Below are 26,522 nucleotides of genomic sequence, written 5' to 3'. Positions count from 1 at the left end.
TGATTTTAGTGAAAAAATTTTTAAGAAATTTGTATATTTTATACTACTAGACAGTACTGTTTTTTTATGAAAAAATCATATGTAATTGTTTCATATGTATCTGAAATGGTTCTAAAGATAACTATGTAGAAATATAAAAAATAAGTTAACGATCTAGTCTAAGTTATGTCAAGCAACGTTAGACTCCTCTCACGTGGTTTATTAGCAAGAATAAGTTTTTTTCTTTTTCTAAAACTGAGTATGCTAAAATAAGAGGGTATATAGCAACTTTAAATAAGAGATAGGAGTGTATCTTTTTGGGTGCAGAATTAAATCAAAAATTATTTAGTGCGGCAGATAATCTCCGTAGCAAAATGGATGCGTCAGAATATAAAAATTATTTATTGGGGCTGATTTTCTATAAATATTTATCCGATCGTTTGTTGGAACAAGTGGTTCTTTTAGCAGATGAATCCTTAGAGGAATATGACACAGTAAGCAAACAAACGATGTTGTATCGCGAATTACTTTCAGATGAAGAATCAAAAGAAGATCTGATTGCAACAATCGTTGATATTTTGGGGTATGCGATTGCGCCAGAGTATCTTTTCAATGTATTAGCAGATCAAGCAAAACAAGCAACGTTTCAATTGAATGATCTAAATAAAGCCTTTGTGCAATTGGCATCTACCTACAATCAATTTAATGGGTTATTTGATGATGTGGATCTCCAATCAAAAAAACTAGGGACAGATGAGCAACAACGAAATGTGACGATTACCGAAGTCATTAAGAAATTGAATGATGTGGAAGTTTTAGGTCACGATGGGGACGTGATTGGGGATGCGTATGAATTTCTGATCAGTCAATTTGCTTCAGAAGCAGGGAAGAAAGCCGGAGAATTTTACATATCATAACTATGAGTAATGTTCATAAAAAGTAGCTATTATCTGAACACTTTTGCCAATACTCCAAAATTAATTAGTACTTAAAACAACAACATTATACTTACAAAAGATATTAATTAACGCTTATTAAAATTAAATTATGATGGTTACCTAAATTAGTAGGGCGATAAAAATTTTCGTTTGAAAGAAGGTAATAGTATGGGGAAAATTGAACCAAGAATATTTGATGAATTGAAAAAAATTCTTACTTCATTTAGCGATAAGTATTTTGTGGGTGAAGAATTAAATCGTTCTAAATTATCCGATGATTTGCGCAGGTATGATGAAGCCTTACTTAGTAAATTATTTGAGGTAGAGTACATTAAACAACATTTCCTCATTGAGGTTGCTGGGCAAAAATTATTTCAAATTGAACAGCTAGAAGAAGCTATTCTTTACAATGATTATTGGGATACAAGCTATACAAAATATGAAAATCGTATTGGATTAACGACTAATGGAAAATTTCTTCAAGATAGTCAAGATGTAGTATTAGATTTTCCTTTTAAGGATAGTGTGCTAACCGCATCTATGACGAAAGATGATGAGAATGGCTATGATGATGCACTCCTTAATGAAGTGATCGAAAAGGATGAAATAGATCAATTATTCGACCATAAAGCATTCCAAAAAGTGAAACGTTATGATCCTAACGGTGAAAATGTGAATACAGCCTTTGATATCGATAATGATAATTTGATAATTAAGGGCAATAATCTATTAGCTTTACATTCACTATTGGACAATTATGCTGGAAAGGTAAAGCTAATTTACATTGATATTAAAACCACGCAATCGATACAAATACAAACTGCTAGAAAAGACGATAATACGGGAGTTCTTGAGCTTGTGGCTTGAGAAGCTTTTTTATTTTACGATGAATTTCATCAATGAGATACAGGCATAATTTCCAAGGGGGTAAAAATATAACACCCCTAGGTTTCGAATTAACACCCTATGACACCCCTAAACATCCCCTAAAATTTACGTTCCTACAAATATTTATCAAAATCTAATCAATCGTAAAATAATTAAGCGTTCGCTATATTTTTGTATAAAATATCATATTAATCGTGATATAATATATTTATTATCGGCATATCAGATTGTAGAGAAAATAGGTGATAAGATGATGAGCTATAAAAAATTGTGGAAGTTATTAATTGACCGAGACATGTCAAAGAAAGATTTAGCTGAACTGGCTGACCTTAGTCAATACACCATCAACAAATTAAATAATAGTGGCACAGTGACAACTGAGACACTAGCTAAAATTTGCATCGCACTGAATTGTGATGTCGGGGATATTTGTGAAGTGGTGGCTGCGTAACATAGCAAAGGATAGAAGAATTAAAATTATAGCCTTGGGAGACGCTCATGGAATTAAAATTAATTGATAACAAGGGGGATAACACCCTAGAAAATTTAATAAGTGAAAAGGTGACGAAACATTCGAAAATCAGTATTCAAACGGCTGCATTTTCAATTTTTGCTTTTCACGCATTACAGAAGGAAATCAAGCGTTCAAAGGAGTTACGTTTGGTTTTGACGAAATCTTTCTTTGAGAAGGAAGAAACTAGTTTTTTAAAGCGGTATGAAATTGCGCAAAGTGAAGAAGATATTTCTGGAAATAAGTATGAAATTAAGCTCAGAAATAAAATGAACACGGCTTTTATTGCTCGTGAAACGGCAAGGTTGATTGAGGAAAAAGTAAAGGTTCATCAGCTGGGACCAAATCAAAATGCTTTGGATGAACTACTGATTGAAAATGAAGCAGATATTGAAGGTAATGTGGTAGTTCCTTCAATGTTCAAATTTACTTCAGATGGCTTAGGACTTACAGAGTCAAATAACGTTTCTTCAATGACGGGAATTATTGGAGAACCTAATCACTTAGCTGGTTTAAAAGCTGACTTTGACGCTGTCTGGAATGACCCTAAAAAGTCAAAAGAAGTAACAGACAAGGTGCTTGAAAAAGTCAGAACGATTTATCAAGAAAATCCACCTGAATGGATTTATTTTGTATCGCTTTACCATATTTTTCATGACAAGTTGAGTGAATTGGATGAGCAAGATATTGCGCCAGAAGGTTCTGGGTTCAAGGATTCAGTAATTTGGAATAAGCTTTACCAATTTCAAAAAGATGGTGTGATGGGCTTAATTCGTAAGCTTGAAAAATACAACGGTGCGATTCTAGCTGATTCAGTTGGGTTAGGTAAAACTTTCTCAGCCTTGGCCGTTATCAAATATTTTGAGTTGCAACGTAAACGAGTGCTCGTTCTCGCTCCAAAACGACTACGGGATAACTGGACACTTTATACACGACCTGATGTAAGAAATGTTTTAGTGGATGACTACTTTAACTACACTGTTTTGAACCACACTGACCTTAGCCGTTATAAAGGTGAAAGTGACGGAATCAAGCTGGATACTTTTCTGTGGTCTGATTTTGATTTGGTTGTTATTGATGAATCCCACAACTTCCGTAATAACGATACCAGCGTCAATCGTGAAACCAAAACACGTTATCAACGCTTGATGGAAGATATCATTCAAAAGGGACGTAAGACAAAAGTATTGATGCTTTCAGCTACACCAATCAACAACCAAATGAATGACTTGAAAAATCAGATTGGTTTCATCACTGAAGGCAAAACGGACGCGTTAGCGAAGTATGGTGTTGATGATATTGACACGACACTGCGTTTAGCACAACAAGCTTTTAATCAATGGATGGAACTGGATGAATATGAACGGACAACGCAAAGCTTCCTTGATAAGGTCAATCCGGATTATTTCAAGTTACTGGATATGTTGACGATTGCTCGTAGTCGGAAACACATTGAAAAATATTATGATACGACTTCATTGGGAGATTTCCCTGAACGCTTGAAGCCAATGACAGTGAAACCAAATATTGATGCATCAGGGCAGTTCCCTGACTTACAGCATGTTTATGATTCAATCGGTTACTTGAACATGGCAATGTACCAACCACTCCAGTATGTGCTTTCAACAAAAAGGAAGCGCTATGAAGAATTGTATGACACCAAGGTAAAAGAAGGGAAGTCGTCATTCAGGCAAGTTGACCGTGAACAAGCCTTGGCTAAATTGATTCGTGCCAATTTGTTCAAACGACTGGAAAGTTCCATTTATTCGTTTGGATTAACCCTTGACCGAATGGTTGGCGGGATTGAAGGTATCCTTGAAAAAATCAAAGAGCATCAAGCGGGTAACGTGGAAATGCCAAGTATCACTGATTTTGATGATGAGGATTTGGAAAGTGCCTTTGACGAACAGGCAGTGGGGACAAAAACTAAAATATTGATTGGTGATATGGACTTGGTGAAGTGGTCCCAAGCTCTTAATGAAGATCTTGAAACGTTGAAAGAATTGCAAACCGTCACGCATCGAGTAACACCGGACAAAGATGATAAGTTGATGGACTTGGAGAAAATTCTCAAGCATAAGTATGAGCATCCAATTAATGGCAACAACAAGAAAGTAATCATCTTTACTGCCTTTGCAGATACGGCTAACTATCTCTATGAGAACTTAGCTGACAAAGTAAAAAGACTTTATGGTCTGAATTCTGCGTTGGTGACGGGTGGTTCTACACCGAACAAAACAACCATGAAAGGTGTGGCCGTCAATGATATGAGTGATATCTTGACGAACTTCTCACCGATATCAAAAGGGCGTGACCAGATCAATCCGAACGCAACCAAAGAAATTGATTTGTTGATTGCAACGGATACCATCTCTGAAGGGCAAAACTTGCAGGATGCAGATTACTTGATTAACTACGATATTCACTGGAATCCAGTACGTGTCATTCAACGTTTCGGGCGTATTGACCGTATTGGCTCACGTAATAAACAGATTCAACTAGTAAACTTCTGGCCAAATGTGGACTTGGATACTTATCTGAATCTGGAACAACGTGTCAAGGGACGTATGGTCATGTTAAATACGGCAGCAACTGGTGAAGATGACTTGTTGAATATCAAGTCTAATAAAGAAATGAACGACTTGAAATACCGTAAGAAACAGTTGGAACAACTCCAAACTCAAGTCATTGATTTGGAAGACGTCAATGGGGCAATTTCCATTACCGACATGACCTTCAATGACTTCAAAGCAGATTTGCAGAATGCTTTGAAAGAGCATGAGAAGTTGTTGAATGAAGCGCCGCTAGGCATGTATGCAATTACGGATACAACCAACTTCCCTGAAGCTGAACCGGGTGTCATATTGACCTTGAAGCAGCAGACGAATGACTTGGGACAAGAAAACAGTATCTTGCCGTACATTGTTGTTTATATGCGAATGGATGGAACAGTCAAAATAAACTACATGTACGCCAAGCAAGTGTTTGACTTCTTTAAAAAGCTGACGGTCGGTAAAAAGACGGTCAACCAACCACTTGTAGATGAGTTTTATGAGGAAACGAATGGTGGTAAGGACATGAGTGCCTATTCTGAAATCTTGAGTAAAGCGATTGAAGCAATTCGAGGTAAGCAAGATGAAGTAGGGATGGGTTCATTGTTTTCACCTGGTGGTACTAGCGTCCAAACTGAACTATTGGATGATTTAGATGATGTTGAGTTAATTTCATTTTTGATTATTAGGTAGGTGAGCGAATTGGAAATGAAAGACATAATCAAATGGTGGAAATTTCCAAGTGCTACAATCATCAATCGAAATCTACCAAAAACGCAAATCTATCCACATATGAAAAATGCGGCGGACAAGCAATTCTTACAAGATTCCGTCCAAAGCATCTATATGTTGGCCAGTCTGAAAACTGACAATACACATATTGCTGTGTACGAAGATGACAAGGAACTCTACCGAGAAATCCAGTTTCTTTATGTGAAAACCAAGGATAAAGGTGACTCGACTAAAATCTATAAAATGTTGGCACACCTGATTCCATATCCATTAGTTATCCTCACCGATGAACCGGATAGTTTTACGATCTACACGGGTCGCTTTGAGAAGTTATCAACAGGCTTTTTGAAGTTGGTGAATGTGTATCCATCCCCGGTTTATCAAGATGAAAACTTGGAAGAAGTGTTGCAGCAAATATCACTGATTGATTTACCACGGCAGAATCTGAAAACTTTTTATGATGGACTTCGGGATGAGATTGCGACAGCTACGGCTAAGTCACAATATGGTGAAGCAGTTGGCAATATCACTGGTGAAGAAAAAGACCAGCTTGATGCATTAAAGAAACAGATTGAAGATTTGCGTGGCCAAATTAAAAAGGAACGTCAGTTAAATCGCAAAATTGATATGCAGATTAAATTGAAAAAGTTAAAAGAGGAGCTTTCAAGTAAGATTAATAAGTAAGTGAAAGCGTGAAAGGAAATCGAGTTTATGATAAATGAGAATACTCAAGTGCCTTCAAGTTCTCTTGATATCACTGAACAAAATATTGAAAAACTGAAGGAATTATTTCCTGAGGTACTAACTGAGAAGAAAATCGACTTTGATAAATTGCGCTTGATTCTTGGGGATGAAGTTGAAACGGCACCAGAACGTTATAGCTTCACTTGGAACGGTAAGAAGCAAGCGATGCAGCTGGCGCAGCAGCCTACTGTGGCAACACTGAAGCCAAATAAAGCAAAATCAAAGAACTGGGATGAAACGCAAAATCTTTATATCGAAGGAGATAATCTTGAGGTGTTGAAGATTTTGCAGAAATCTTATGCGAATAAAGTGAAACTCATATATTTGGATCCACCCTACAATACAGGCCATGATTTTGTCTACCAAGATAATTTTCATGATACGATTAAGAACTATCTGGAGGAAACTGGTCAAGTCGATTCTGATGGGCATAAGTATTCTCATAACAGTGAAACGAGCGGAAGATTCCACACTGACTGGCTAAATATGATTTACCCAAGGTTGAAATTAGGTAGGAATTTACTTACAGATGATGGGCTAATATTTATAAGTATATCTGACGATGAAGTTTCAAATTTACTGAATGTTATGGATGAGTTGTTCGGCGAAACGAATCACCTTGCAACGCTCATTTGGGATAAAAATCATAGCGCTCAAGCCGGAAGCTTTAAAGTCTATCATGAGTATGTAGTAGTGTATGCCAAAAATGTAAATGAGATTGGACATGCAAATTCAGAGAACAATGAATTGTTTGAAGCGGGTGCAATGAAGAAGGCATCTGGACGTCACTCTCTAGGAGAATTTACTTTTCCAAAAGGGACAAGATTTGATGCTCCTGATGGGAAAGAAATAGTGGGAAAAACTGATGGAGTAGAATCTATTGAGGTTGTTTCAGGAATATTAAAAGCTGAAAATGGGAAAACTACAGAAGATGCAACCATCCGGGCCGCATATACACAAATTAATCAAATGCAGCAGTACTTCTATGGGGATAGAGATGGATTGGTTGATACAAAGGGGCAAGAGATTGTTGAATTTTATCTTAACTCTGCGGGAAAGGTAAAAGTTGTAAAACGACGTTCAGCAGAATCACCTCAAACCACTCAACGTTGGGGTTCTCAAGGTCCCGTTTCTACGAAGTTAGCTGAATTATTTGGAGTTCCAGACTCACCATTTGATTCTCCAAAACCAGTAGGAATGATGAAAACATTCATTGATTGGTATACAGAAGATGAAGATATAATAATGGACTTTTTCTCTGGCTCAGGAAGTACAGCCGAATCCGTAATGGAAACTACGGCATCTGGACAGTTAAGGAAGTATATTTTGGTATCTCTTCCAGAAAATCTTGATGATGCTTTAAAGGTGGCACAAAAGGATGCAGTTAAAACCTTGGAAACAGCAATAGACGTACTTGATAAATTAGGTAGGCCACACGTTTTAACAGAAATTGCTGAGGAAAGAATCAAACTCGCTGGTGAAAAAATAGCAAAGGGTGAAAATGTAAATGAGGATACATTCGATCCCGGTTTCAAAGTCTTTGAACTTGAAAAATCAAATCTCAAGAAGTGGAACACTGAACCTGAAGATTTGGTCACTATGCTTGGAACAATCCAAGACAATCTTGAACCTGGTTCAACTGAAGATGATTTGGTTTATGAAATCATGCTGAAGCAAGGCTTGGAGTTGACGTTGCCAATTGAAAAGTTTGTTGAAGATGATGCCAATATCTATAAGATTGCGTTTGGTTCGTTGTTCATCGTTTTGGGTAAAAATATTACAAGTGACGCTGCCAAGAAAATTGTTGAGTTCATCAAGGATGAAGAACTTGAAAACGTGGCAGTGGTGCTTCAAGATACCGGCTTTGCAAATGACAGTGAGAAGTTGAATTCCATTGAAATTTTGAACGCTGGTGGTGTGGATTATAACGACATATTGTCGATTTAATAACTAAATTTGAGGGGATAACAGAGTATGGGAAATTGCTTTAACACAAATGATAATTGGTTTTTGTCAAACAGAAAGTATTTATATAATAATCTGCTTTCTGAACAGTTTGTTAAAGTGCACGATGACCAATTAAGTAAAAACTATTATGAGTTTATTCCTTCGGACTTTGATATTGCATTAGTCGAGGCAATAGCAACTGAAAAAAGTAAATATACAAATAATAACAATCAGTATGATGAGGGCCGAACCCCAGAAGAAAAGAAAAACAAACAATTTTAAGGTTGTTTGGCAGAATTAGCAGTAGCAAAATTTCTCGTGCAAATTTTTAACGAAACACCCAGTAATATTCATATTTATGATGCAGAACGAGCTGATTCTGAATACAGGGCTGGGGAAGAATATGATATTAAGGTCATTAAAAATAGCGTAGAAAAGAAATGTGAAGTTCGAAACTCATGGTCTTATAAAACTAGCATTTCTGATTTTTGTAGAATGTACGATATTTTGGGCACTTACACTCATGAAAGTAAAAAAACAAAAGAAATGTCGGATTTCTTTTTTAGACCAATATTACAGCTAAATGAATTGAGTGATGCAATTCCTAAAAATTCAATCGAACTAGTCAAGTCTAAAAAGGTCAAATTGTATATAGTTGTGGCTTGCGATAAGCAACAGATGATATCTAAAGGTAACTATAATAAATGGATGAGTAAAGGGCAAACAAAGTACCATACAACAAAAATTAATCTTTTAAATTCAGTTGATAGTTTTGAAGATTTATACAATAATTTGTTTGAACGATAAATTAAGGAGAAAATGGTATGGAAGGTAAAAAGTTACGACCAGTTAATCAATTTTCTGATGATGTAAGAAACACGACGATTCAAAAATTACAAAACGTTTTGCCTGAGGTTTTTACAGAAGGTGAAATGGTAGATTTCGATAAATTAAAGGAAATATTAACCGGAAAGTTGGATGCGAATATTGATAAATATAGCTTCAATTGGAATGGGAAAAAGAGGTCAATAAAGTTATCGCAAGCTCCTACAGTGGCGACTTTAAAGCCTAATTCAAGTAAATCTAAAAAATTTGATGACACTAACAATCTTTATATCGAAGGTGATAATTTGGAAGTATTGAAGATTCTTCAAAAATCATATTCGGATAAAGTAAAACTTATATATGTGGATCCGCCCTACAATACTGGCAAAGATTTTGTATATAAGGACAATTTTGAAGATTCCCTTGATAATTATTTAGAACAAACAGGTCAAGTTGATAGTGAAGGCAATAATTTTTCTGTTAATCCGGAAACTAATGGTCGATATCACACTGATTGGTTAAATATGATGTATCCAAGGCTTAAATTAGCAAGGAATCTACTGACCGAAGATGGTGTTATTTTCATTTCGATTGATGATGCGGAGCAGGCTAACCTAAAGAAAATTGCAGATGAGATTTTTGGTGAAAAGAATTTCTTAGCTCAAGTAATCTGGGAAAGGGCTTATTCACCAGTCAATTTGAAGAAGAATTTTTCTGAAAGTCACGATTATATATTAGTGTATGGAAAAAATGCAAGTATCATTGAGTCTAATGGATTAAAACGCTCAGATGACGCAAATGATAGATACTCGAATCCAGATAATGACCCACGTGGTGATTGGAAGTCCAGTGATTTATCTGTTGGACCAGCTATTGAAAAGAATATTTATGAAATTGTTACACCATCGGGGAGAAAGACAACACCACCAAGTGGCTACAGCTGGAGGCTTTCTAGAGAACGCTTTGATGAATATGTTTCTGATAATCTGGTTCGGTCCAAATGGGGACGCTGTTCCATCGATTAAACGCTTCTTATCGGAAGTAAAACAAACTATTGTGCCAATGACAATTTGGAAATATGAAGATGTTGGGCACTCCCAAAGTGCAAGTCAATATTTGAAACGTCTCTTTGATGACAAAGCATACTTTTCATATCCTAAACCAGTTCCGTTAATTAAACGAATTGTAGAGTTGTATTCTAATCCTGATTCGATTGTCTTAGACTTTTTCAGTGGTTCGGCAACTACGGCAGAAGCTGTAATGAGAATGAACGTTGAAGATGGAGGAAACCGTTGATTTATTATGGTGCAGTTGCCAGAACAACTTTCAGAAAAAGATGTTGCTTTTAAGGATGGGTATAAAACTATTCCAGAAATAGCCGAAGAACGCATCCGTCGCGCTGGTGACAAGATTGTTGAAGAAAATCCACTTCTTGCTGACAAGCTTGATATTGGCTTCAAAGTCTTTGAACTTTCTAAGTCAAATATCAAGAAATGGAATGCCAAACCAAAAGACTTGAATGAGCAGTTTGAATTACTCGCTAACAACTTTGAGGAAGGTTCAAAATCAATTGATGTTGTTTACGAAATCATGCTGAAGCAAGGTCTTGATCTGACTTACCCAATTAGCGAAATAAAAGTCGGGGATGCGGTCGTTTACGATATAGCATTTGGCGCGATGTTTGTAGTGCTTGGAGACAAGATTACGAGTGAAGTGGCTGGACATATTATGAAGCAAATTGCTGACGAAGAAGCTGAAAACTCGGTGGTTGTTTTGCAGGATGAAAAATTCATCAATTATAGTGAGAAGTTAAACACTATCGAGCAGCTTAATGCAAGTGGCATCCAGTACAACGACATTTTAAGTATTTAAAGCAAAGGAGGTAAAGACTCTTGAAAATACAATTTGATACACTCGACTATCAAACAGATGCCGTTAACAGTGCGGTGCGCGTGTTTGAAGGTCAGACAATTAAAGAATCAAATTTTACGATTACAGATGATTATTCACAAGGTTCGATGTTCACTGAGGATGGAATCGGTGTTGGTAACCGTGTGATTATTAATGAAGAACAGATGTTGAAGAACGTCAACAAAACTCAAATTCTGGATGGAATCGTGCCAAGTGACAATCTGTTTGGAAATAACAAAGCTTTCCCGCAGTTCAATATTGAGATGGAAACAGGGACTGGTAAGACTTTTGTTTACTTGAAAACGATTCTTGAATTAAACAAACAATACGGATTTTTGAAATTCGTGATTGTAGTGCCAAGTATTGCGATTAAGGAAGGGGTACTTAAATCCTTCGAGATTACAAAAGACTATTTCAAAAATCAATACAACGGTGTGGTTTATGATTTATTCATGTTTGATAGCAGCAAACTTGACCGTGTTCGTTCATTTGCATCGGCAAATACGATTGATATCATGGTTACGACCATTCAATCTTTCAACAAAGATACAAACGTCATGAACCGTGAAAATGACCAACTTTCTGGTGCACGACCAATTGACCTGATTGCTGAAACACGGCCGATAGTTATTATTGATGAACCACAGTCTGTTGATAATACTGACTTGGCTAAAGATGCTTTGAAGAGTTTAGATCCGTCAGCGGGCTTCCGTTATTCAGCCACTCACCGAGATAATACTTATCCGAAGATTTATCAACTTGGTGCGGTTGATGCTTACGACAATCAACTCGTTAAGCAGATTGAGGTAGCCGGCATCGAGATGGACGAAGATGGTAACCGTGCTCATTTGAAATTGATTGACGTAAAAACTGGTAAGAACGGTATCAGTGCCAAGATTGAAGTTTATAAAAAGACACGTAATGACGCTGATAAAATAACTATGAACTTTAAATCCGGTGACGATATGTTTAGTAAAACCAAGCTTCAGGCGTATGATGAAGTTGGGTTCATTCAAGACATTGATGCTACACCTGGATTTGAATCAGTTACTTTCTCGGGTAATCCTGAAAAAATCACGCTTGAGTCAGCTACATTAGAAGATGAAGCAATAAAACGTGCTCAGATTTCTAAGACGATTGCAGAACACTTGAACAAGGAGTTGAAGTTGAAACAATCGGGGCAACGAATCAAGGTGTTGAGCTTATTCTTCTTGGACAAGGTTGAGAATTATCGTGTTTATGACGAAGAAGGCAATCCAAGCCTTGGCCGTTACGCTCGTGTTTTTGAGGAAGAATATGAACGCTTGATTCATTTGTCTAAGTACAAAGAGTTGAACGATGTTGACGTACCGGTTTCTGAAGTTCATGATGGTTATTTCTCAGCTGATAATAAAGGTAAGTTAAAAAATACCAAGGGTGATACTCAGGCCGATGAATCTACCTACAAGATGATTATGAAGGACAAGGAAGGCTTACTGACTTTCTATGATGAAGAGAAGCATCATACAGCGAAGGCTAATAAAATTCGCTTCATTTTCTCTCATTCAGCTTTGAAGGAAGGTTGGGACAACCCGAATGTATTCCAGATTGCCACTTTGATTGAAACAAAGGATACAATTAACAAACGTCAGAAAATTGGTCGTGGCCTGCGTATTGCGGTTAACGAAGATGGTGAACGTGTCCCTGGATTTGCTGTTAACACGCTGACTGTTATGGCAAATGAAAGCTATAAGGATTTTGCTGAAGGTCTTCAAAAAGAATACGAAGAAGATGGTGTTATCTTTGGTGTATTTAATAAAGATAGCTTTGCGACGATTATTACGCATTACGATGAAGTTACGGAAGAAATGGAAATTCTTGGCAAAGAAAAATCTGAGCAATTGTTCAACTACCTCAAACAGGAAGAATTTATTAATTCATCCGGGCGAGCAACCGATAAGTTGAAACAAGCGATTACTGATCAGGAAATTGAAGTACCGGAAGAATTTATTGATGTTGTGCCACAGATCTTGGTTGTTGCTAAATCTAAAGTTAAGAGTCTTGATATCAAAGATGCCAAGGATAAAGTCGAAGTCAAGGTTGTAAAAGAAGCCTTAGCAGATGACTTTTTAGAACTTTGGAACAAAATCAAATACAAGACGACTTATAAGATTCATTTTGATTCAAACAAATTAATCGAATTTGCTGCAAAAGGAAATGAATCATTTGACGGAGTTGATTCCATCCAGACTCGCAAGGGGACCTACCTTTACAAGAAGGGGATGGTTGAGATGAGTCAAGCCGGTGTGAAGGCTGATGAATCTAGCGAAAGCAGTGTTCGTGCAACAACGAGTGGTGCGTACAAATTGCCAGATATCATTACTTTCTTGCAAAATGAAACAAGTTTGACTCGCAAGACAATCGTCGCAATTTTGCAGTCAGTCAACAATCTGGATAGTTTTAAGAACAATCCATTGTCATATATGAATCAGGCTGCGAAGATTATCAACGCAATCAAGAATCAATTGATTGTGGATGGTATTGAATATACTCGTACAAATGATGAATATGAACAGACGCTGTTTAGCACTGAAACCTTGAATGCTTACCTCGGTGAAAAAGAGAATTCGGTTAAAGTTGATAAAAGTAAACAAAAGACTGTTTATGACTATGTTGTAACTGATTCAAGCATTGAAAAGGATTTTGCTCGTAAGGCTGAAATGGATGACAATGTTAAGTTCTACATTAAGCTGCCAGATTGGTTCAAGATTCGCACACCGCTTGGGCCTTACAATCCAGACTGGGCATTGCTGTATGAAGAAGATGATGAGCAACACCTATACTTCATCGTTGAAACGAAAGGTGATACAAGCTTTGAACAGTTACGGCCTCATGAACGGGCTAAGATTCTGGCTGGTGAGAAACACTTTAAAGCAGTTGATACAGATATTAAATTTAAGCGGGTTTCTGATGAAGCGGAGATTCGTGGGTAATCTATATTTGAAATAAAACAGGGAGAAGTAAATCAATGATACAGCAACGTTCATTTAAAAACTATGTTAATACGCATCAGTTCAATAAAATTTCTGATGCGGTAGAAAATTTTGTTCCTAACGACATTGTTTATTGCTGCAAATAAACATCAATCAGGTTATGTTTGGCATGCGACTGGTTCAGGAAAGACGTTGACTAGTTTTGTATCTACTAAGCTTTTAGCACGAAAATCGGGGATCGATCGAACGATCATGTTAGTGGACCGCAAAGATTTAGATAATCAAACGACAACGGAATTTACAAAATTTGCTTCCGAATTTAATACTGGGATTTCTTCCGGTAATGCCAAAGCGAATAGCTTGATCGTGGGAACAGGAAGTGCCAAAGAGTTAAGTGAAACTCTGTTGGCAGATGCCAATGCAAATGTTGTAATCATTACAACCCGTCAAAAACTAGATGCGGCGTTGAAATATGCAAAGAAACAAGAAGAGAAAAAAGGAACCAATCGCTTCCAAAAATTAATGGGACAACATATCGTGTTTGTAGTAGATGAGTGTCATCGAGCGTTAAGTGCTGAAAATATGGAAGAAATCAAAAAAATGTTTCCGAAATCCACTTGGTTTGGCTTTACAGGTACGCCGATTTTCCCTGAGAATCGGAAACAAGCCAAAGGGCAATTGGCACGTACAACCCATGATCAGTATGGAGAGGTCTTACACACCTATACCATCAAGAATGCATTAGAAGATGGCTCGGTTTTAGGATTTCAAGTAGAACATGAAAACACCGTGGAGCCGACTTCATTAGAGAATAAAATCTATCGGAAATTAAAAGAAGTAGAAACATATGCAGAGTATTCATCAGAACAAATCAATCGTATAATCGATCAAATGGAGCCTGTCAAAAAAGAAAGTTATTTAGACCCTGCTGTTTTTGAAGCAGATGAACATATCCAAAAAGTCATTCATAAAATGTTCCGTCTAGATAATGCCTATACAAAATTTGATTTTCGAAATGGCCGTCCAACGAAATCTGCAATCTTAACCATGAGTTCCATTGACATGGCCAAAAAGTATTATCGGGCCATCAAAGAGATGACGAAAGAGCCTGATTGGTTAACAAAAGAGTTTCCCAATCAGCCCATTCGTGAAGGACGAACGATGGAGGATCCTGATTTCCCAAGGATCGCTATTACCTATTCATTAGAAGAAAATAGCCGAGATTCAAGTGCCCAACAAGAAGAAATGCAAAAAATTATTGAGGAATATAATCAGTATTATGATACTGCCTGGTTATTAGCAGACATTGAACGTTATAACGGAGATATCAATAATCGTTTGGCACGAAAAAGAGCGGAATTCAAACAATTTGGGAAACAAATTGATTTAGTGATCGTAGTGGATCGTCTATTGACAGGTTTTGACGCACCTACGATTCAAACCCTATTTGTGGATCGTAATCTAGAGTATGCAGGATTGATCCAAGCTTTTTCACGTACGAATCGTACGTATCCTGATAAGACAAAAGGATTAATTGTGACGTTTCGTAAGCCAGCCACAATGGAGAAGAATGTCGAGGATGCGACAAAACTGTATTCAGAAGCTAAAGAAGAATCGGGCTTGATTTATCCAAGTTACCAAGAATCCAAAAAAAGATTCAAGCAAGCATATCGTAAGTTAAAAGAGGTTTCATTCATGGAATCCATTGATGAACATACTCCTCTTGAAACTCGTATCGAATATGTCAAAGCATTCCAAGAATTGAATCGTGCGTATGAATCGTTAGTGACTTATGACGACTATAATGATGGTATGGTAAAATCCCCAACCTTGAACAATCAAATTCAACTTTTGGAAGAACAAATTGGTGTATATGAGACCGTGAAGGGGTCATTAATGGAGGAACAATCAGAAAAAGAGGGAGAAGATTTTTCAACGATCGAATTTTATAGTGAAAATACCACTAAGTTGTATGATATTGATTCTACTTATATTGATCAATTACTAGGAACTTATGCTGCAAATAGTTCAGATGCACGAGAAGAAATTGAAAAAGCTTTGGCTAAATTGAATAAAACAGAAGGAGTCAAAGAAGTTTACCGACAAATTTTAAATGCATTTGATGTGGGGACTTTAGATAGTAATGAAGATATCTTTGTCATTAAACGTCGCTATTTTACACAAGCAAGTGATGATTTGATTCATGCCTTTTCCAATGAGTGGTTTGTTTCTGAGAAAGAATTACATGCTTCTAATCTGCAATATCTACCAGGTGAAGATCCAATTCCTAATATGAAAGCAATTATCAACAGTAAGGATTACGAAGGATATAAAGCCAAACATCCAGAAGCGAAGCTATTTAAATACCCGCAAGAAATGAAGCGAGCATGGCGTAAAATGTTAGATGATGAGCTGATTCCACTTGAAAATGAATTGAGGTAAACGAGAAGAGTTAAGAAAATTGTACGATTCAAAGATGGTAGTAAAGTGGAAGTGTAGAAAATAGGGATAGATGTCTTTTATTTGTTCACATTTTATAACGAAATATTTAAGACAGCTATTGAATAATGTTTCCTCCACCTTTTTCATTCATTTACCCCACCCCGTTGTTATATGACCGTGTTTTGAGAGGAACCAATAAAAAGCATAGGCTAACTAGGGGTTCCTTTTTCTTTTGTTTTTTTGGAATCCGCTTAAGTGAAATGTATCTGAAATGAAACGGAGATAAAGTGATTTTTTTGCTGTAATGACAAGGTTTTAGCTGTTTCAGATACCATGTAACCCAAAATAGTTTATTGAGAAAATAGGAGAGTATTTGATACTAACTAGTAGGAAAAAATGAGATAAAAAGTAAATGGAATCATTTCAGGTAATCTCAAATAAAAAAATATACAGTCCTGTGGCACTTTACCTATGGGACTGTATACTTTTTACTCTCAGCGGGCTTGTTTTGACTCCGTGTCTGACTCCGTCGTATTGATTTTAAATGATATTCGATGACCATTTAACAGGTCATTTTTGAAATTTTTGTCTCTATATGACTCAGTTTGATAATTATTGATAGATCAATTTGGGTCTACATCGAACAAGGAAAAATCGCGAAAGTGCAAGGATAATAAAAATTTGAAGCAGTTGCTTCTTCACGGATGATTGATTGTGAAGAAGCAACTGCTTTTTTGTTTTGAATTAGTCTACTTTTTTTCTAAACTGCAAAAAAAGACTGTCTTAAATAATTTCACAAACTGACCTATACTGAAAGCGCAAACAAATGATAGGAGTGGAACAAATGACAGATTGGTTAGGAATTAAAGGAAAAGTAGTTATTGTTACAGGAGGCTCATCTGGTATTGGTCGCAGCATTGTTGAAAGCTTGTTAGCGCAAGAGGTCTATGTCGCTAATTTTGATATTTCAGCATCAGAAACGCAACATGAGCATTTACTCTTTGTGAAAGTCGATGTAACTTCTCGAGCAGAAGTAGAAGCGGGTGTCGCTCAAGTGGTGGAAAAATTTGGAACCGTAGATGGCCTAGTAAATAACGCCGGAATCAATATTCCTCGTTTGTTGGTGGATAAAAATCATCCTCATGGGCCTTATGAATTATCGGATGAGGTATTCGACAAAATTGTAGCCATCAATCAAAAAGGGCTCTACTTAATGAGCCAAGCAGTGGGCCGGATTCTTGTACAAAAACAAGCAGGTGTCATTATTAATATGTCTTCAGAAGCTGGATTAGAAGGCTCCGAAGGGCAAAGCGCCTACGCTGCAACGAAAGCAGCGGTCAGCAGTTATACACGTTCATGGGCTAAAGAGTTAGGAAAATCAAACGTCCGTGTCGTGGGGATTGCGCCAGGCATTATGGAAGAAACGGGCTTGCGCACTTTAGCATACGAAGAAGCATTGGCTTATACACGAAACATTTCTGTGGAGCAATTGCGAGCAGGTTATTCAAAAACAAGTACGATTCCATTAGGTCGTAGCGGAAAACTCCATGAAGTCGCTGACTTAGTATGCTATTATTTATCAGACCGTTCAAGCTATATTACAGGCATCACCACAAACGTAGCTGGAGGTAAAACAAGAGGATAGAGGTGGGAAAACTAAATGACGCTAGTAAATAGATGGTACCAAGTAATAAAATTACTAGTTGATCACAAAGGAATGAGCTTACAGGAATTGCAAGAGAAATTAGCCGCAAGTCCTCAAACAGTTCGTAAAAACATTGATACATTGAATGATGAATTAATCGGTATCGCCCAAATTATTCAGAAGGAAAATCTCTTTCAGTTAGAAATCAAAAACTTTGAAGGTTTTGAAGAGGTTTTGTCTGGACGGCTAAAAAGGGAATCTGATTTTAATTCTTCAAGCAAGCGTGTTTCCTACATTATCAAACGATTAATAGAAGAAGATCAATTTATTTCAACTTATGATTTATCCGAAGAACTCGCCGTTAGTCGCGGCACAGTTAATAAAGACATTAAGCGCATGAAAGAGCTGATTGCTCCTTGGCAGGTTGCGGTTGTAGGTACGCCAAACCGTGGCATTCATTTAGAAGGAAAAGAGTTTGATTTACGCTTACTTCATGTGAATTACGTCCAAGAATATTTTGAAGAACAGTTTCTTCATGAAACTACCAAACAAATGATACAAAAAATAATCAAAGAAACAAGACTAGCAAAACAAGATAGTTTTCTTTTACGAAGAGTGGTTTCAATTGTTTTGCAGCGTGTTTTAGCTGGAAAACTCATTACGGAACTACCACCAGAATATGTTGATTATGTTCGTCATAACGAGCAGATTGAAGAACTGATGTATCACTTGGAAATAACCTATAATGTAACGTTAAGCCAATGGGAACGTTCCTTTATCAGCTTTCCTTTTAACATCAACACAAACCATATTCGTAATTCTTTATTGGCTGATGAAGGACTCTTAGCTGACTATTTTCAAAAAATGATGAAAAAAATTCATCATTCAGTTGTTGTTGAATTTGATGAGGACTTCTTGTTTTCAGAAATGAAAGATCATTTAAGAAACGTGATGAATCGACTCGTTTTTCATGTGGAATGTCACGATTTATTTTATGGAGAAATTGAACGACAATATCCTTTGGCCTATGAATTAGCCAAGATTGGCTTGCAAGAATTGGGCCGTTTGTTAAATCGTTGTGTGCCGACGGTTGAATTTGGGTATCTCGCTTTGTATTTTGAGCTAGCATTGAGAGGGAACTATGAAGCGGGAGCCAAAAAAGAAATCGCTGTAATCTGCAGTACAGGTCATGGAACGGCCTTGATTATTCAGCGGCAATTGGAAAAAGTTTTGGGTCCAGACGTCCAGATTGCCCATTTTTCTGAAGAAGAGGCAGAGAGAAGAGAATTGAATCAATATTTTGCTATTTTTACAACCATTCCCTTAAAAAATATTCGACCACAAACACCGATGATCCATTTAACTAATTTATTTAACGATACTTGGCTCAGAAATGAGTGGCAGAGAGCAAAAGAAATTCGTTCCGTGGAATCTCAAAATATTCATATGACCTATCAATTATTAGAGAATACTCAAGGTTACCGAGCGAATATCCAGAAAATGATTGCTGATTTAGAAGCAGAAAAATTAGTAGATCCCCAATTTATCGAACGAATTTTTACTAGAGAAGATCAACAAACAACTATTTTTGAATCGGGGATTGCCTTTCCCCATACAATTAATCAAGCCTTACCAACGATTATTTTATCGATTGGGGTTTTTGAAGAATCACTGGTTACACCAGAAGGTAAAGTTGATGTTATTTTGCTGTTGGGTATTCCAGAAGAGCTGACTGCCACTGTTGAAGCAGAGTTACTACAACTATATGACCGCTTGTTTACAATCGCAGGAGACGAACGTTTACGTAATGAATTACGGAAGCAACGAGATGTTTTAGCGGTTAAAGAGTGGATGCAAAGGAAGGGGATTATCATATGAGCTTTATCTACGTATTCGGAGCGCTTTTTTTAACAGCTTACTTCGTTCAGATAGCTATGGGAATGAAACAGATTAAACACTTTAATCAAAACTACCAAGAATTGCGACAATTAGGGAAAGTCGCGATTGGTCGACGTGCAGGGAAGTTAAAAGCAGGCACGATTATCTTGTTTGCTGTGGATTCACAAGGGAAAATCTTAGCCGCTAGAAAGATGCAAGGTGTCACCGTTCTAGCTAAATTTCATCCCTTACCTCAGTACGTGAACGAGGATATTCATTATATGGATCATTACCATCCACTCGTACAAAAGGAAAATAAATTAACCCAACAAGCGATGGAAAATGCACGAGAAATTTACTTACGTGTTGAGCTTGGCAATTATCAAGAAACACAACCATTAACGCCGCTTAATGGAGCCAAAATTCAATGGCAATTATGGAAAAATAAAGTACAAACAAAATTGAAAGGAAGTGTCGAGTAATGTCTTATATTACAAAATTTGCGGAAGGATTTATGCACCTTTTCCAAACAGGAGCAGAAACATTTATTTCTTGGATGACAGGCATCGTACCTGTTGTTTTGATGTTAATGGTAGCTATGAATACTTTAATTGCTTTTCTAGGAGAAGAAAGAGTAACCAAAGTAGCCAAACTTTCTGCCAAAAATCCTGTTACGCGATATTTAGTGCTGCCTTTTTTATCCGCTTTTATGTTAGGCAATCCAATGTCCTTTACGATGGCTCGATTTTTACCAGAATACTATAAACCTAGCTATTATGCTGCACAAGCGCAATTTTGTCATACCAGTAATGGAGTTTTTCCTCATATTAATCCTGGTGAATTGTTCGTTTGGTTAGGGATTGCGCAAGGGATTGATACGTTAGGACTAAATTCGATGGACCTAGCGATTCGCTATATGTTTGTAGGGATATTAATGAATTTTATTGGCGGTTGGGTTACCGATTTCACTACCGCCTATGTTTGCAAACAACAAGGAATTACCCTTAGTAAAACAGTAGAGATTGCTGTGGATTAGAAAGGAGCAAGGTGAGATGACGTACAATAGTATTAAGGTAGTTAAAGGAAATGGCGGTTATGGTGGGCCCTTAGTGATTACACCGACAGAAGAAAAACATAAATTTATTTACATTACAGGTGGCGGCGAGAAACCCGCAATTGTTGATAAAATCGTAGAATTGACAGGAATGGAAGCGGTCAATGGTTTTAAGACATCGATTCCAGATGATGAAATCGCATTAGCCATTATTGATTGTGGAGGCACTCTTCGTTGCGGAATTTATCCTAAAAAAGGAATTCCTACTATTAACGTTGTTCCAACTGGCAAAAGTGGTCCCTTAGCACAATACATTAATGAGACAATTTATGTTTCCGCTGTAGGCCCGAAACAGATTACATTGACATCAGAAGAAGCTGCTGCTGATACAGAAAAGCCCACCTCGAAAAAAACAGAATTTAAATATGATACAAGTAAAAAAATTACTGAACAAAAAGCGGAACAACAAAGTTTTGTTGCGAAAATTGGTATGGGTGCAGGAAAAGTTGTAGCGACATTCAACCAATCAGCCCGTGAAGGCGTACAAACGATGATCAACACAGTGATTCCGTTTATGGCATTTGTTTCTTTATTAATTGGTGTGATTCAAGGTTCAGGAATTGGTGAATTTTTTGCCAATATCATGGCGCCATTGGCAGGAAACATTGTGGGTTTAACAATTATTGGTTTTATTTGTTCTCTGCCATTTCTTTCTCCTTTATTAGGTCCTGGAGCAGTAATCAGCCAAGTAATTGGTACGTTAATTGGTGTGGAAATTGGGAAAGGCAACATTCCGCCACAACTAGCCTTACCAGCATTGTTTGCTATTAATACACAAAACGCGTGCGACTTTATTCCCGTGGGTTTAGGCTTGGAAGAAGCTGAAGCTGAAACCGTTGAAGTCGGGGTCCCTTCTGTTTTATATTCTCGTTTCTTAAATGGTGCCCCTCGAGTACTAGTTGCTTGGTTAGCAAGTTTTGGATTGTATAGTTAAAAAATTTTTTTGGAGGATGGGAAATGTCAGTATTTACAACAAAGGTTCAGTCTATTGGACCAGAAGCCGAATTATTTAAAGAAGAAAAAATGGTCATCTTATTTGGAAAAGATGCACCAGATGCTTTAGCAGATTATTGTTATAACATTGAGGTTCAGCCAGTCACAGAAGCGATTACGGACAAGCAAACGTTAGTGATTGATGAACAAACTTACCAGATTACCGCTGTAGGCGAGGTAGTATTAACTAATTTAGACACATTGGGTCACATTACTATTAAATTTGATGGCGCAACAACACCTGAATTACCAGGTACATTATATGTTGAAGAAAAAGCTATTCCTGAAATAACTGTTGGTACAACAATCACTATTCTATAATTATCGTTTAAGGGAGGAACGTAAAAGATGGAATTTATGCTAGATACAATTAATCTTGAGGCTATTCGAAAGTATCAGAAAATTTTACCACTGGCAGGCGTAACGTCTAATCCCAGTATTGTTAAACAAGCAGGAAAAATTGACTTCTTTGCGCAGATGAAAGAAATCAAAAAAACGATTGGACAAGCGAGTTTGCACGTCCAAGTGGTCGGTCAAACGACAGAAGAGATGCTAGAAGATGCCCAAACCATTGTACAACAATTAGGCCAAGAAACATTCATTAAAATCCCAGTCAATGAAGCAGGCTTGGCAGCCATCAAACAACTAAAGCAGGCAAATTATCGGATAACAGCAACCGCTATTTATACAGAATTTCAAGGCTACCTAGCGATTGCGGCAGGTGCAGATTATTTAGCACCGTATTATAATAGGATGGAGAATTTAACAATTGATTCTCAAAAGGTTATTGAGCATTTAGCTGCAGAAATTAAACGGACGAACGCAAAGAGTAAGATCTTAGCTGCTAGTTTTAAAAACGTGGCACAAATTAATCAAGCCTGTCAAATGGGGGCGCAAGCGGTCACTATCGCACCAGAACTCGTGACACAAGGCTTGGCAATGCCCGCCATTCAAAAAGCAGTAACTGATTTTCAGGAAGATTGGGTTGCTGTTTTTGGAGTAGAAACGGTAAACGAATTAGCATAAAAAGAACGAGAAGAAAAAGCGGCCATTTTTCTTCTCGTTCTTTTTTTGTTTCACATGAAACATCTACGATTATTCACTTGCTTAAAAATTAGACAATTTCCTTTATTTGTCAAAGAATTTCTTAAAAAAAAGGGTTATCTTTTGGGTATTTTTTTTGGTAGCAGTATGATGAGGGTATCAAATGATAGGAGGAAACGAGAATGAGATACACAAATGGAAATTATGAAGCATTTGCTCGACCAAGAAAACCAAAAGGTGTAGATGACAAGAGTGCCTACATCGTTGGTGGTGGCCTAGCAGGTTTAGCAACGGCTGTTTTCTTAATTCGTGACGGTCAAATGAAGGGCGAAAATATTCACATTTTTGAAGAACTCACGCTGTCTGGCGGTTCTTTAGATGGTAAATTTATTCCCCATGATGGCTTTGTCACTCGCGGCGGACGCGAAATGGAAAACCATTTCGAGTGTTTGTGGGATCTATTTCGTTCGGTACCATCATTAGAAGTAGAAGATGCCTCTGTCCTAGATGAGTTTTACCGTTTAGATTTAGATGATCCGAATTCTTCAAATTGCCGCATTATTCATAACCGTGGCGAACGTGTCCCAGATGATGGACAATTTACTTTATCCAAAAAAGCACAAAAAGAAATCGTTGATTTATTTATGACTTCTGAAGATCAATTAATTGGCAAAAAAATTGAAGATGTTTTCGGCGAAGAATTTTTTGAATCCAACTTTTGGATCTATTGGTGTTCAATGTTTGCTTTTGAAAAATGGCACTCTGCCATTGAAATGCGCCGTTACATCATGCGCTTTATCCACCACATCAAAGGTTTGCCTGACTTTACAGCCTTGAAGTTTACCAAATACAATCAATACGAATCGTTAGTGAAACCATTACTAAGCTTTTTAACCAATCAAGGGGTAGACTTTCAATATGAAACAACGATCAATGATATCCAAGTCGACATCAAAGGAGCTACTAAAGTTGCTCGGCGATTATTGTTGACACAAGCGGGAAAAACCAAAGAAATTCCTTTAACTGAAAATGATTTAGTCTTCGTAACGAATGGCTCAATTACTGAAAGTTCGACGCAAGGAGATCATCATACACCAGCACCAATTACTCATGAACTAGGGGGAAGTTGGAATCTCTGGAAAAACTTAGCAAAACAATCCCCAGAATTTGGGCACCCAGAAGTTTTCTGTGAAAATTTACCAGATGAAAGTTGGTTTGTCTCAGCAACGATTACGTGGGAAAATTTCGATATTGAACCGTATCTTTCTCGGTTAACACATCGTAAATTACGCACAGGAAAAATTGTCACAGGTGGTATTATTACTATCAAAGACTCTAATTGGATGATGAGTTTTGCTATGCATAGACAACCGCATTTTAAAGAACAAAATGATCAACAATCTATAACTTGGGTATATGGATTACTTTCTAATAAACCAGGAAATTATATCAAAAAACCAATCGAACAATGTACAGGCCAAGAAATTACGCAAGAGTTACTTTATCATTTAGGGGTCCCAGAAGGGGAAATTGAACGTATTTCAGAAGAATCGGCTACCACTATTCCGGTTTATATGCCGTTTATCACTTCTTACTTTATGTTAAGAGAACCAGGCGATCGACCATTAGTTGTACCAAACGGCTCTAAAAATCTTGCTTTCATTGGGAACTTCGCAGATACTGAACGAGATACGGTGTTTACAACAGAGTATTCTGTACGGACAGCGATGGAAGCTGTTTATCAATTGCTAGAGGTTGAACGCGGAGTACCAGAAGTGTTTGCTTCTGCATACGACTTGCGCGTCTTAGCAAACTCTGTTTATTATTTATCTGACAAGAAAAAATTAACAGAAATGGATATGCCGTTCGTGGAACGCAAAATGGTTGAACACTTTGTGAAGAAATTTGAGGATACGTATATTGGTGATATTTTAAGAGAAAATCATTTAATTTAGTTGAAAAAGCGAGTGTAAATCACTCGCTTTTTTGGTTGTTTTATTAACCGTTGAATAAATATTCATTATTGTGTATATTTCTTTTATGATTTTATGAATATTAAATATATAATATGTTGAGCGGGAGTGGCCAGTGGTCAACTTTGCAAAAAAATCTTAATTTCTGAAGAGACTTTTTCAAAATTTTGTTGAAAAGAAGGCGCATTTTTACCATAGTTTCTTCACATTTAACGGCTATTATTTAAACATACCCGATAAACAAAACCCTAACAAAACACTTTTTCATTTTTTAACTCCTCCGCCCGCCCTTCCCCAAAGGGCGGGTTGTTTTTTTGCGTTAAAGCAGTTGGCATTTTGTGGGGAAAGGATTATCATTATAGAAGAAGTATATAGAAAAAGGCGGCGAGAAGATGGGACGTTGGCAAGAATTACAACAAGCAATGAGTGCTGGTGTAGAGGCGGCGATTGACGCTGGCTGGGACCGCCAAGCTGTTTATGGATTAGTGGAAAGCGCCATAAAAGACACGCGTTTCTTGCCACTTGAGCAAGCGAAAACAGCAGTCGCGGAACTGTTTTCTGAAGTGGAAGAAGTGGGCTCTTCAGCGTATGAGCGATTATTTCGCTTTTCGGCTTATCGTCCGCAAGAAAAGCTCTCGTTACTGTTATGGCAATTAGGTGCAGTGTTGGATCAGCATGGCATGTTGCAATTAGTAGGACCTTATCGTTTCTCGAAGACGGTTGCACCGCATGCGACGTTTTGGGATTTGTTGGCAAAAACAGTTCAAAAAGCCTATCCGTTAGGTCTTCTTGGGAGCTTTAATCAAGAGAAAGCGAAAAAGATACATCAATTAAGAATGTATATTGATCGTCAAAATATCACGTATATCCGCGATTTTTTTAAACAAGAAGGGGACACCGATGAACAGGCATTAAAACGCTATGTTTTTGCGGCCAAGCCGCAAGGGATGGGTGGGCGGAAGCTGAAAAAAAGCTCTGCTCGTTTGCACAACAAATACCCTGAGGGGGCATCTTATTCTTTAATTAATAAGAAACGATTGACGCCTAATTTTCACAGTGAGTTTATTTTGAATGAAGAAGGGACCTTTGTAACCCAGTGGGATGTGTTAGTTGAAGACTGGCGAGGCAGATTAATTAGTAATCCAGCCTATTATCAAGCGGCCAAAAACAGTGAATACCAGGAAAAAGTCTTGAATGGTGAATCGTTTAATTATGCAAATCGGAATAATCGTACCCATGAATTACTAGATAGTTCACCACCAGGGAGATTTGATCATCAATTACGAAAAACAGCCAAAAAAGGTTGGTTAAGTCCCCGTATCCAAGAATACGACTATCGCAGAGAACGACAAATAAAGTGCGATGATTATAGTAAGTAAAACAAGCCAATGTTTCACATGAAACATTGGCTTGTTTTACTCTTAGAGAAAGGCG

General features: G+C 37.2%; 19 protein-coding genes and 3 pseudogenes. All 22 read left to right on the top strand.

The features are described 5' to 3' along the window. Positions 1–296: 296 nt before the first annotated feature. A pseudogene (locus IGI63_RS09500) lies at positions 297–887 on the top strand (type I restriction-modification system subunit M N-terminal domain-containing protein); the annotation flags it as partial. Between the two features lie 198 nt (positions 888–1,085). Further along, positions 1,086–1,706, top strand: a pseudogene (locus tag IGI63_RS09495) (site-specific DNA-methyltransferase); the annotation flags it as partial. A gap of 349 nt (positions 1,707–2,055) precedes the next feature. Next, positions 2,056–2,256, top strand: a complete 201-nt coding sequence (locus tag IGI63_RS09490) for a helix-turn-helix domain-containing protein (RefSeq protein ID WP_002403339.1) — start codon at positions 2,056–2,058, stop codon at positions 2,254–2,256. A 47-nt stretch (positions 2,257–2,303) separates the two neighbouring features. After that, a complete protein-coding gene (locus IGI63_RS09485) occupies positions 2,304–5,561 on the top strand; it encodes a helicase-related protein (RefSeq protein ID WP_429975726.1) in 3,258 nt (1,085 codons plus the stop codon). 15 nt (positions 5,562–5,576) lie between these two features. Continuing rightward, positions 5,577–6,284: a DUF4391 domain-containing protein gene (locus IGI63_RS09480; protein WP_010717427.1), complete on the top strand. Its 708-nt coding sequence runs from the start codon at positions 5,577–5,579 to the stop codon at positions 6,282–6,284. A 27-nt stretch (positions 6,285–6,311) separates the two neighbouring features. Continuing rightward, a complete protein-coding gene (locus IGI63_RS09475; RefSeq protein ID WP_002403335.1) occupies positions 6,312–8,291 on the top strand; it encodes a site-specific DNA-methyltransferase in 1,980 nt (659 codons plus the stop codon). Positions 8,292–8,318: 27 nt separating this feature from the next. Beyond that, positions 8,319–8,573 (top strand): hypothetical protein, encoded by a 255-nt coding sequence (locus IGI63_RS09470; protein WP_002403334.1) that lies wholly within the window; start codon positions 8,319–8,321, stop codon positions 8,571–8,573. A 6-nt stretch (positions 8,574–8,579) separates the two neighbouring features. Continuing rightward, positions 8,580–9,098 carry a hypothetical protein gene (locus IGI63_RS09465; RefSeq protein ID WP_002403333.1) on the top strand — a complete coding sequence of 173 codons (519 nt, stop codon included), beginning with the start codon at positions 8,580–8,582 and terminating at the stop codon, positions 9,096–9,098. 17 nt (positions 9,099–9,115) lie between these two features. After that, positions 9,116–10,141, top strand: coding sequence for a site-specific DNA-methyltransferase (locus IGI63_RS09460; protein ID WP_002403332.1), 1,026 nt, complete (start codon positions 9,116–9,118; stop codon positions 10,139–10,141). Beyond that, positions 10,083–10,412: a DNA methyltransferase gene (locus tag IGI63_RS09455; RefSeq protein WP_010717426.1), complete on the top strand. Its 330-nt coding sequence runs from the start codon at positions 10,083–10,085 to the stop codon at positions 10,410–10,412. Before IGI63_RS09460 ends, IGI63_RS09455 begins: the two co-directional genes overlap by 59 nt. A gap of 6 nt (positions 10,413–10,418) precedes the next feature. Continuing rightward, positions 10,419–10,988: a hypothetical protein gene (locus tag IGI63_RS09450; protein WP_429975725.1), complete on the top strand. Its 570-nt coding sequence runs from the start codon at positions 10,419–10,421 to the stop codon at positions 10,986–10,988. Between the two features lie 20 nt (positions 10,989–11,008). Continuing rightward, entirely contained in the window at positions 11,009–13,999 is a 2,991-nt protein-coding gene (locus IGI63_RS09445) for a DEAD/DEAH box helicase family protein (protein ID WP_429975724.1), read from the top strand. Positions 14,000–14,116: 117 nt separating this feature from the next. Then, a pseudogene (locus IGI63_RS09440) lies at positions 14,117–16,441 on the top strand (type I restriction endonuclease subunit R, EcoR124 family); the annotation flags it as partial. A gap of 844 nt (positions 16,442–17,285) precedes the next feature. Continuing rightward, a complete protein-coding gene (locus IGI63_RS09435; protein WP_002355987.1) occupies positions 17,286–18,086 on the top strand; it encodes an SDR family oxidoreductase in 801 nt (266 codons plus the stop codon). 15 nt (positions 18,087–18,101) lie between these two features. Beyond that, the gene (locus IGI63_RS09430; RefSeq protein ID WP_429975723.1) at positions 18,102–19,964 is read left to right on the top strand and encodes a BglG family transcription antiterminator; all 1,863 of its coding nucleotides are present in this window, start codon (positions 18,102–18,104) and stop codon (positions 19,962–19,964) included. After that, positions 19,961–20,446 carry a transcriptional regulator GutM gene (locus tag IGI63_RS09425; protein ID WP_002355985.1) on the top strand — a complete coding sequence of 162 codons (486 nt, stop codon included), beginning with the start codon at positions 19,961–19,963 and terminating at the stop codon, positions 20,444–20,446. The genes IGI63_RS09430 and IGI63_RS09425 overlap by 4 nt, the downstream gene beginning before the upstream one ends. Then, positions 20,446–21,000 carry a PTS glucitol/sorbitol transporter subunit IIC gene (gene srlA, locus IGI63_RS09420; protein WP_002355983.1) on the top strand — a complete coding sequence of 185 codons (555 nt, stop codon included), beginning with the start codon at positions 20,446–20,448 and terminating at the stop codon, positions 20,998–21,000. The genes IGI63_RS09425 and srlA overlap by 1 nt, the downstream gene beginning before the upstream one ends. 16 nt (positions 21,001–21,016) lie before the next feature. Continuing rightward, on the top strand, positions 21,017–22,012 hold the full coding sequence (srlE, locus tag IGI63_RS09415) for a PTS glucitol/sorbitol transporter subunit IIB (RefSeq protein ID WP_002355982.1): 996 nt from the start codon (positions 21,017–21,019) through the stop codon (positions 22,010–22,012). A gap of 23 nt (positions 22,013–22,035) precedes the next feature. Further along, positions 22,036–22,392: a PTS glucitol/sorbitol transporter subunit IIA gene (locus IGI63_RS09410; RefSeq protein ID WP_002355981.1), complete on the top strand. Its 357-nt coding sequence runs from the start codon at positions 22,036–22,038 to the stop codon at positions 22,390–22,392. Positions 22,393–22,419: 27 nt separating this feature from the next. Further along, entirely contained in the window at positions 22,420–23,097 is a 678-nt protein-coding gene (locus IGI63_RS09405; protein ID WP_002355980.1) for a fructose-6-phosphate aldolase, read from the top strand. 200 nt (positions 23,098–23,297) lie between these two features. Then, positions 23,298–25,070: an oleate hydratase gene (locus IGI63_RS09400; RefSeq protein WP_002361446.1), complete on the top strand. Its 1,773-nt coding sequence runs from the start codon at positions 23,298–23,300 to the stop codon at positions 25,068–25,070. A gap of 410 nt (positions 25,071–25,480) precedes the next feature. Then, complete coding sequence (locus IGI63_RS09395; protein WP_010775464.1) at positions 25,481–26,467, top strand: DUF3114 domain-containing protein; 987 nt, start codon at positions 25,481–25,483, stop codon at positions 26,465–26,467. Positions 26,468–26,522 lie beyond the last annotated feature (55 nt).

Origin of the sequence: Enterococcus sp. DIV0086, from assembly GCF_050498705.1 — a bacterium.
Taxonomy (GTDB): domain Bacteria; phylum Bacillota; class Bacilli; order Lactobacillales; family Enterococcaceae; genus Enterococcus; species Enterococcus faecalis.
The sequence above is the reverse complement of the archived record's forward strand: the minus strand, read 5'-3'. Positions and strand labels throughout refer to the sequence as shown.

Bases quoted from the DNA above. Each gene is read 5' to 3' on its own strand.
- IGI63_RS09490 (WP_002403339.1), top strand. From the start codon at position 2,056: ATGATGAGCTATAAAAAATTGTGGAAGTTATTAATTGACCGAGACATG.
- IGI63_RS09485 (WP_429975726.1), top strand. From the start codon at position 2,304: ATGGAATTAAAATTAATTGATAACAAGGGGGATAACACCCTAGAAAAT.
- IGI63_RS09480 (WP_010717427.1), top strand. From the start codon at position 5,577: ATGAAAGACATAATCAAATGGTGGAAATTTCCAAGTGCTACAATCATC.
- IGI63_RS09475 (WP_002403335.1), top strand. From the start codon at position 6,312: ATGATAAATGAGAATACTCAAGTGCCTTCAAGTTCTCTTGATATCACT.
- IGI63_RS09470 (WP_002403334.1), top strand. From the start codon at position 8,319: ATGGGAAATTGCTTTAACACAAATGATAATTGGTTTTTGTCAAACAGA.
- IGI63_RS09460 (WP_002403332.1), top strand. From the start codon at position 9,116: ATGGAAGGTAAAAAGTTACGACCAGTTAATCAATTTTCTGATGATGTA.
- IGI63_RS09455 (WP_010717426.1), top strand. From the start codon at position 10,083: ATGAATATGTTTCTGATAATCTGGTTCGGTCCAAATGGGGACGCTGTT.
- IGI63_RS09450 (WP_429975725.1), top strand. From the start codon at position 10,419: ATGGTGCAGTTGCCAGAACAACTTTCAGAAAAAGATGTTGCTTTTAAG.
- IGI63_RS09435 (WP_002355987.1), top strand. From the start codon at position 17,286: ATGACAGATTGGTTAGGAATTAAAGGAAAAGTAGTTATTGTTACAGGA.
- IGI63_RS09430 (WP_429975723.1), top strand. From the start codon at position 18,102: ATGACGCTAGTAAATAGATGGTACCAAGTAATAAAATTACTAGTTGAT.
- IGI63_RS09425 (WP_002355985.1), top strand. From the start codon at position 19,961: ATGAGCTTTATCTACGTATTCGGAGCGCTTTTTTTAACAGCTTACTTC.
- srlA (WP_002355983.1), top strand. From the start codon at position 20,446: ATGTCTTATATTACAAAATTTGCGGAAGGATTTATGCACCTTTTCCAA.
- srlE (WP_002355982.1), top strand. From the start codon at position 21,017: ATGACGTACAATAGTATTAAGGTAGTTAAAGGAAATGGCGGTTATGGT.
- IGI63_RS09410 (WP_002355981.1), top strand. From the start codon at position 22,036: ATGTCAGTATTTACAACAAAGGTTCAGTCTATTGGACCAGAAGCCGAA.
- IGI63_RS09405 (WP_002355980.1), top strand. From the start codon at position 22,420: ATGGAATTTATGCTAGATACAATTAATCTTGAGGCTATTCGAAAGTAT.
- IGI63_RS09400 (WP_002361446.1), top strand. From the start codon at position 23,298: ATGAGATACACAAATGGAAATTATGAAGCATTTGCTCGACCAAGAAAA.
- IGI63_RS09395 (WP_010775464.1), top strand. From the start codon at position 25,481: ATGGGACGTTGGCAAGAATTACAACAAGCAATGAGTGCTGGTGTAGAG.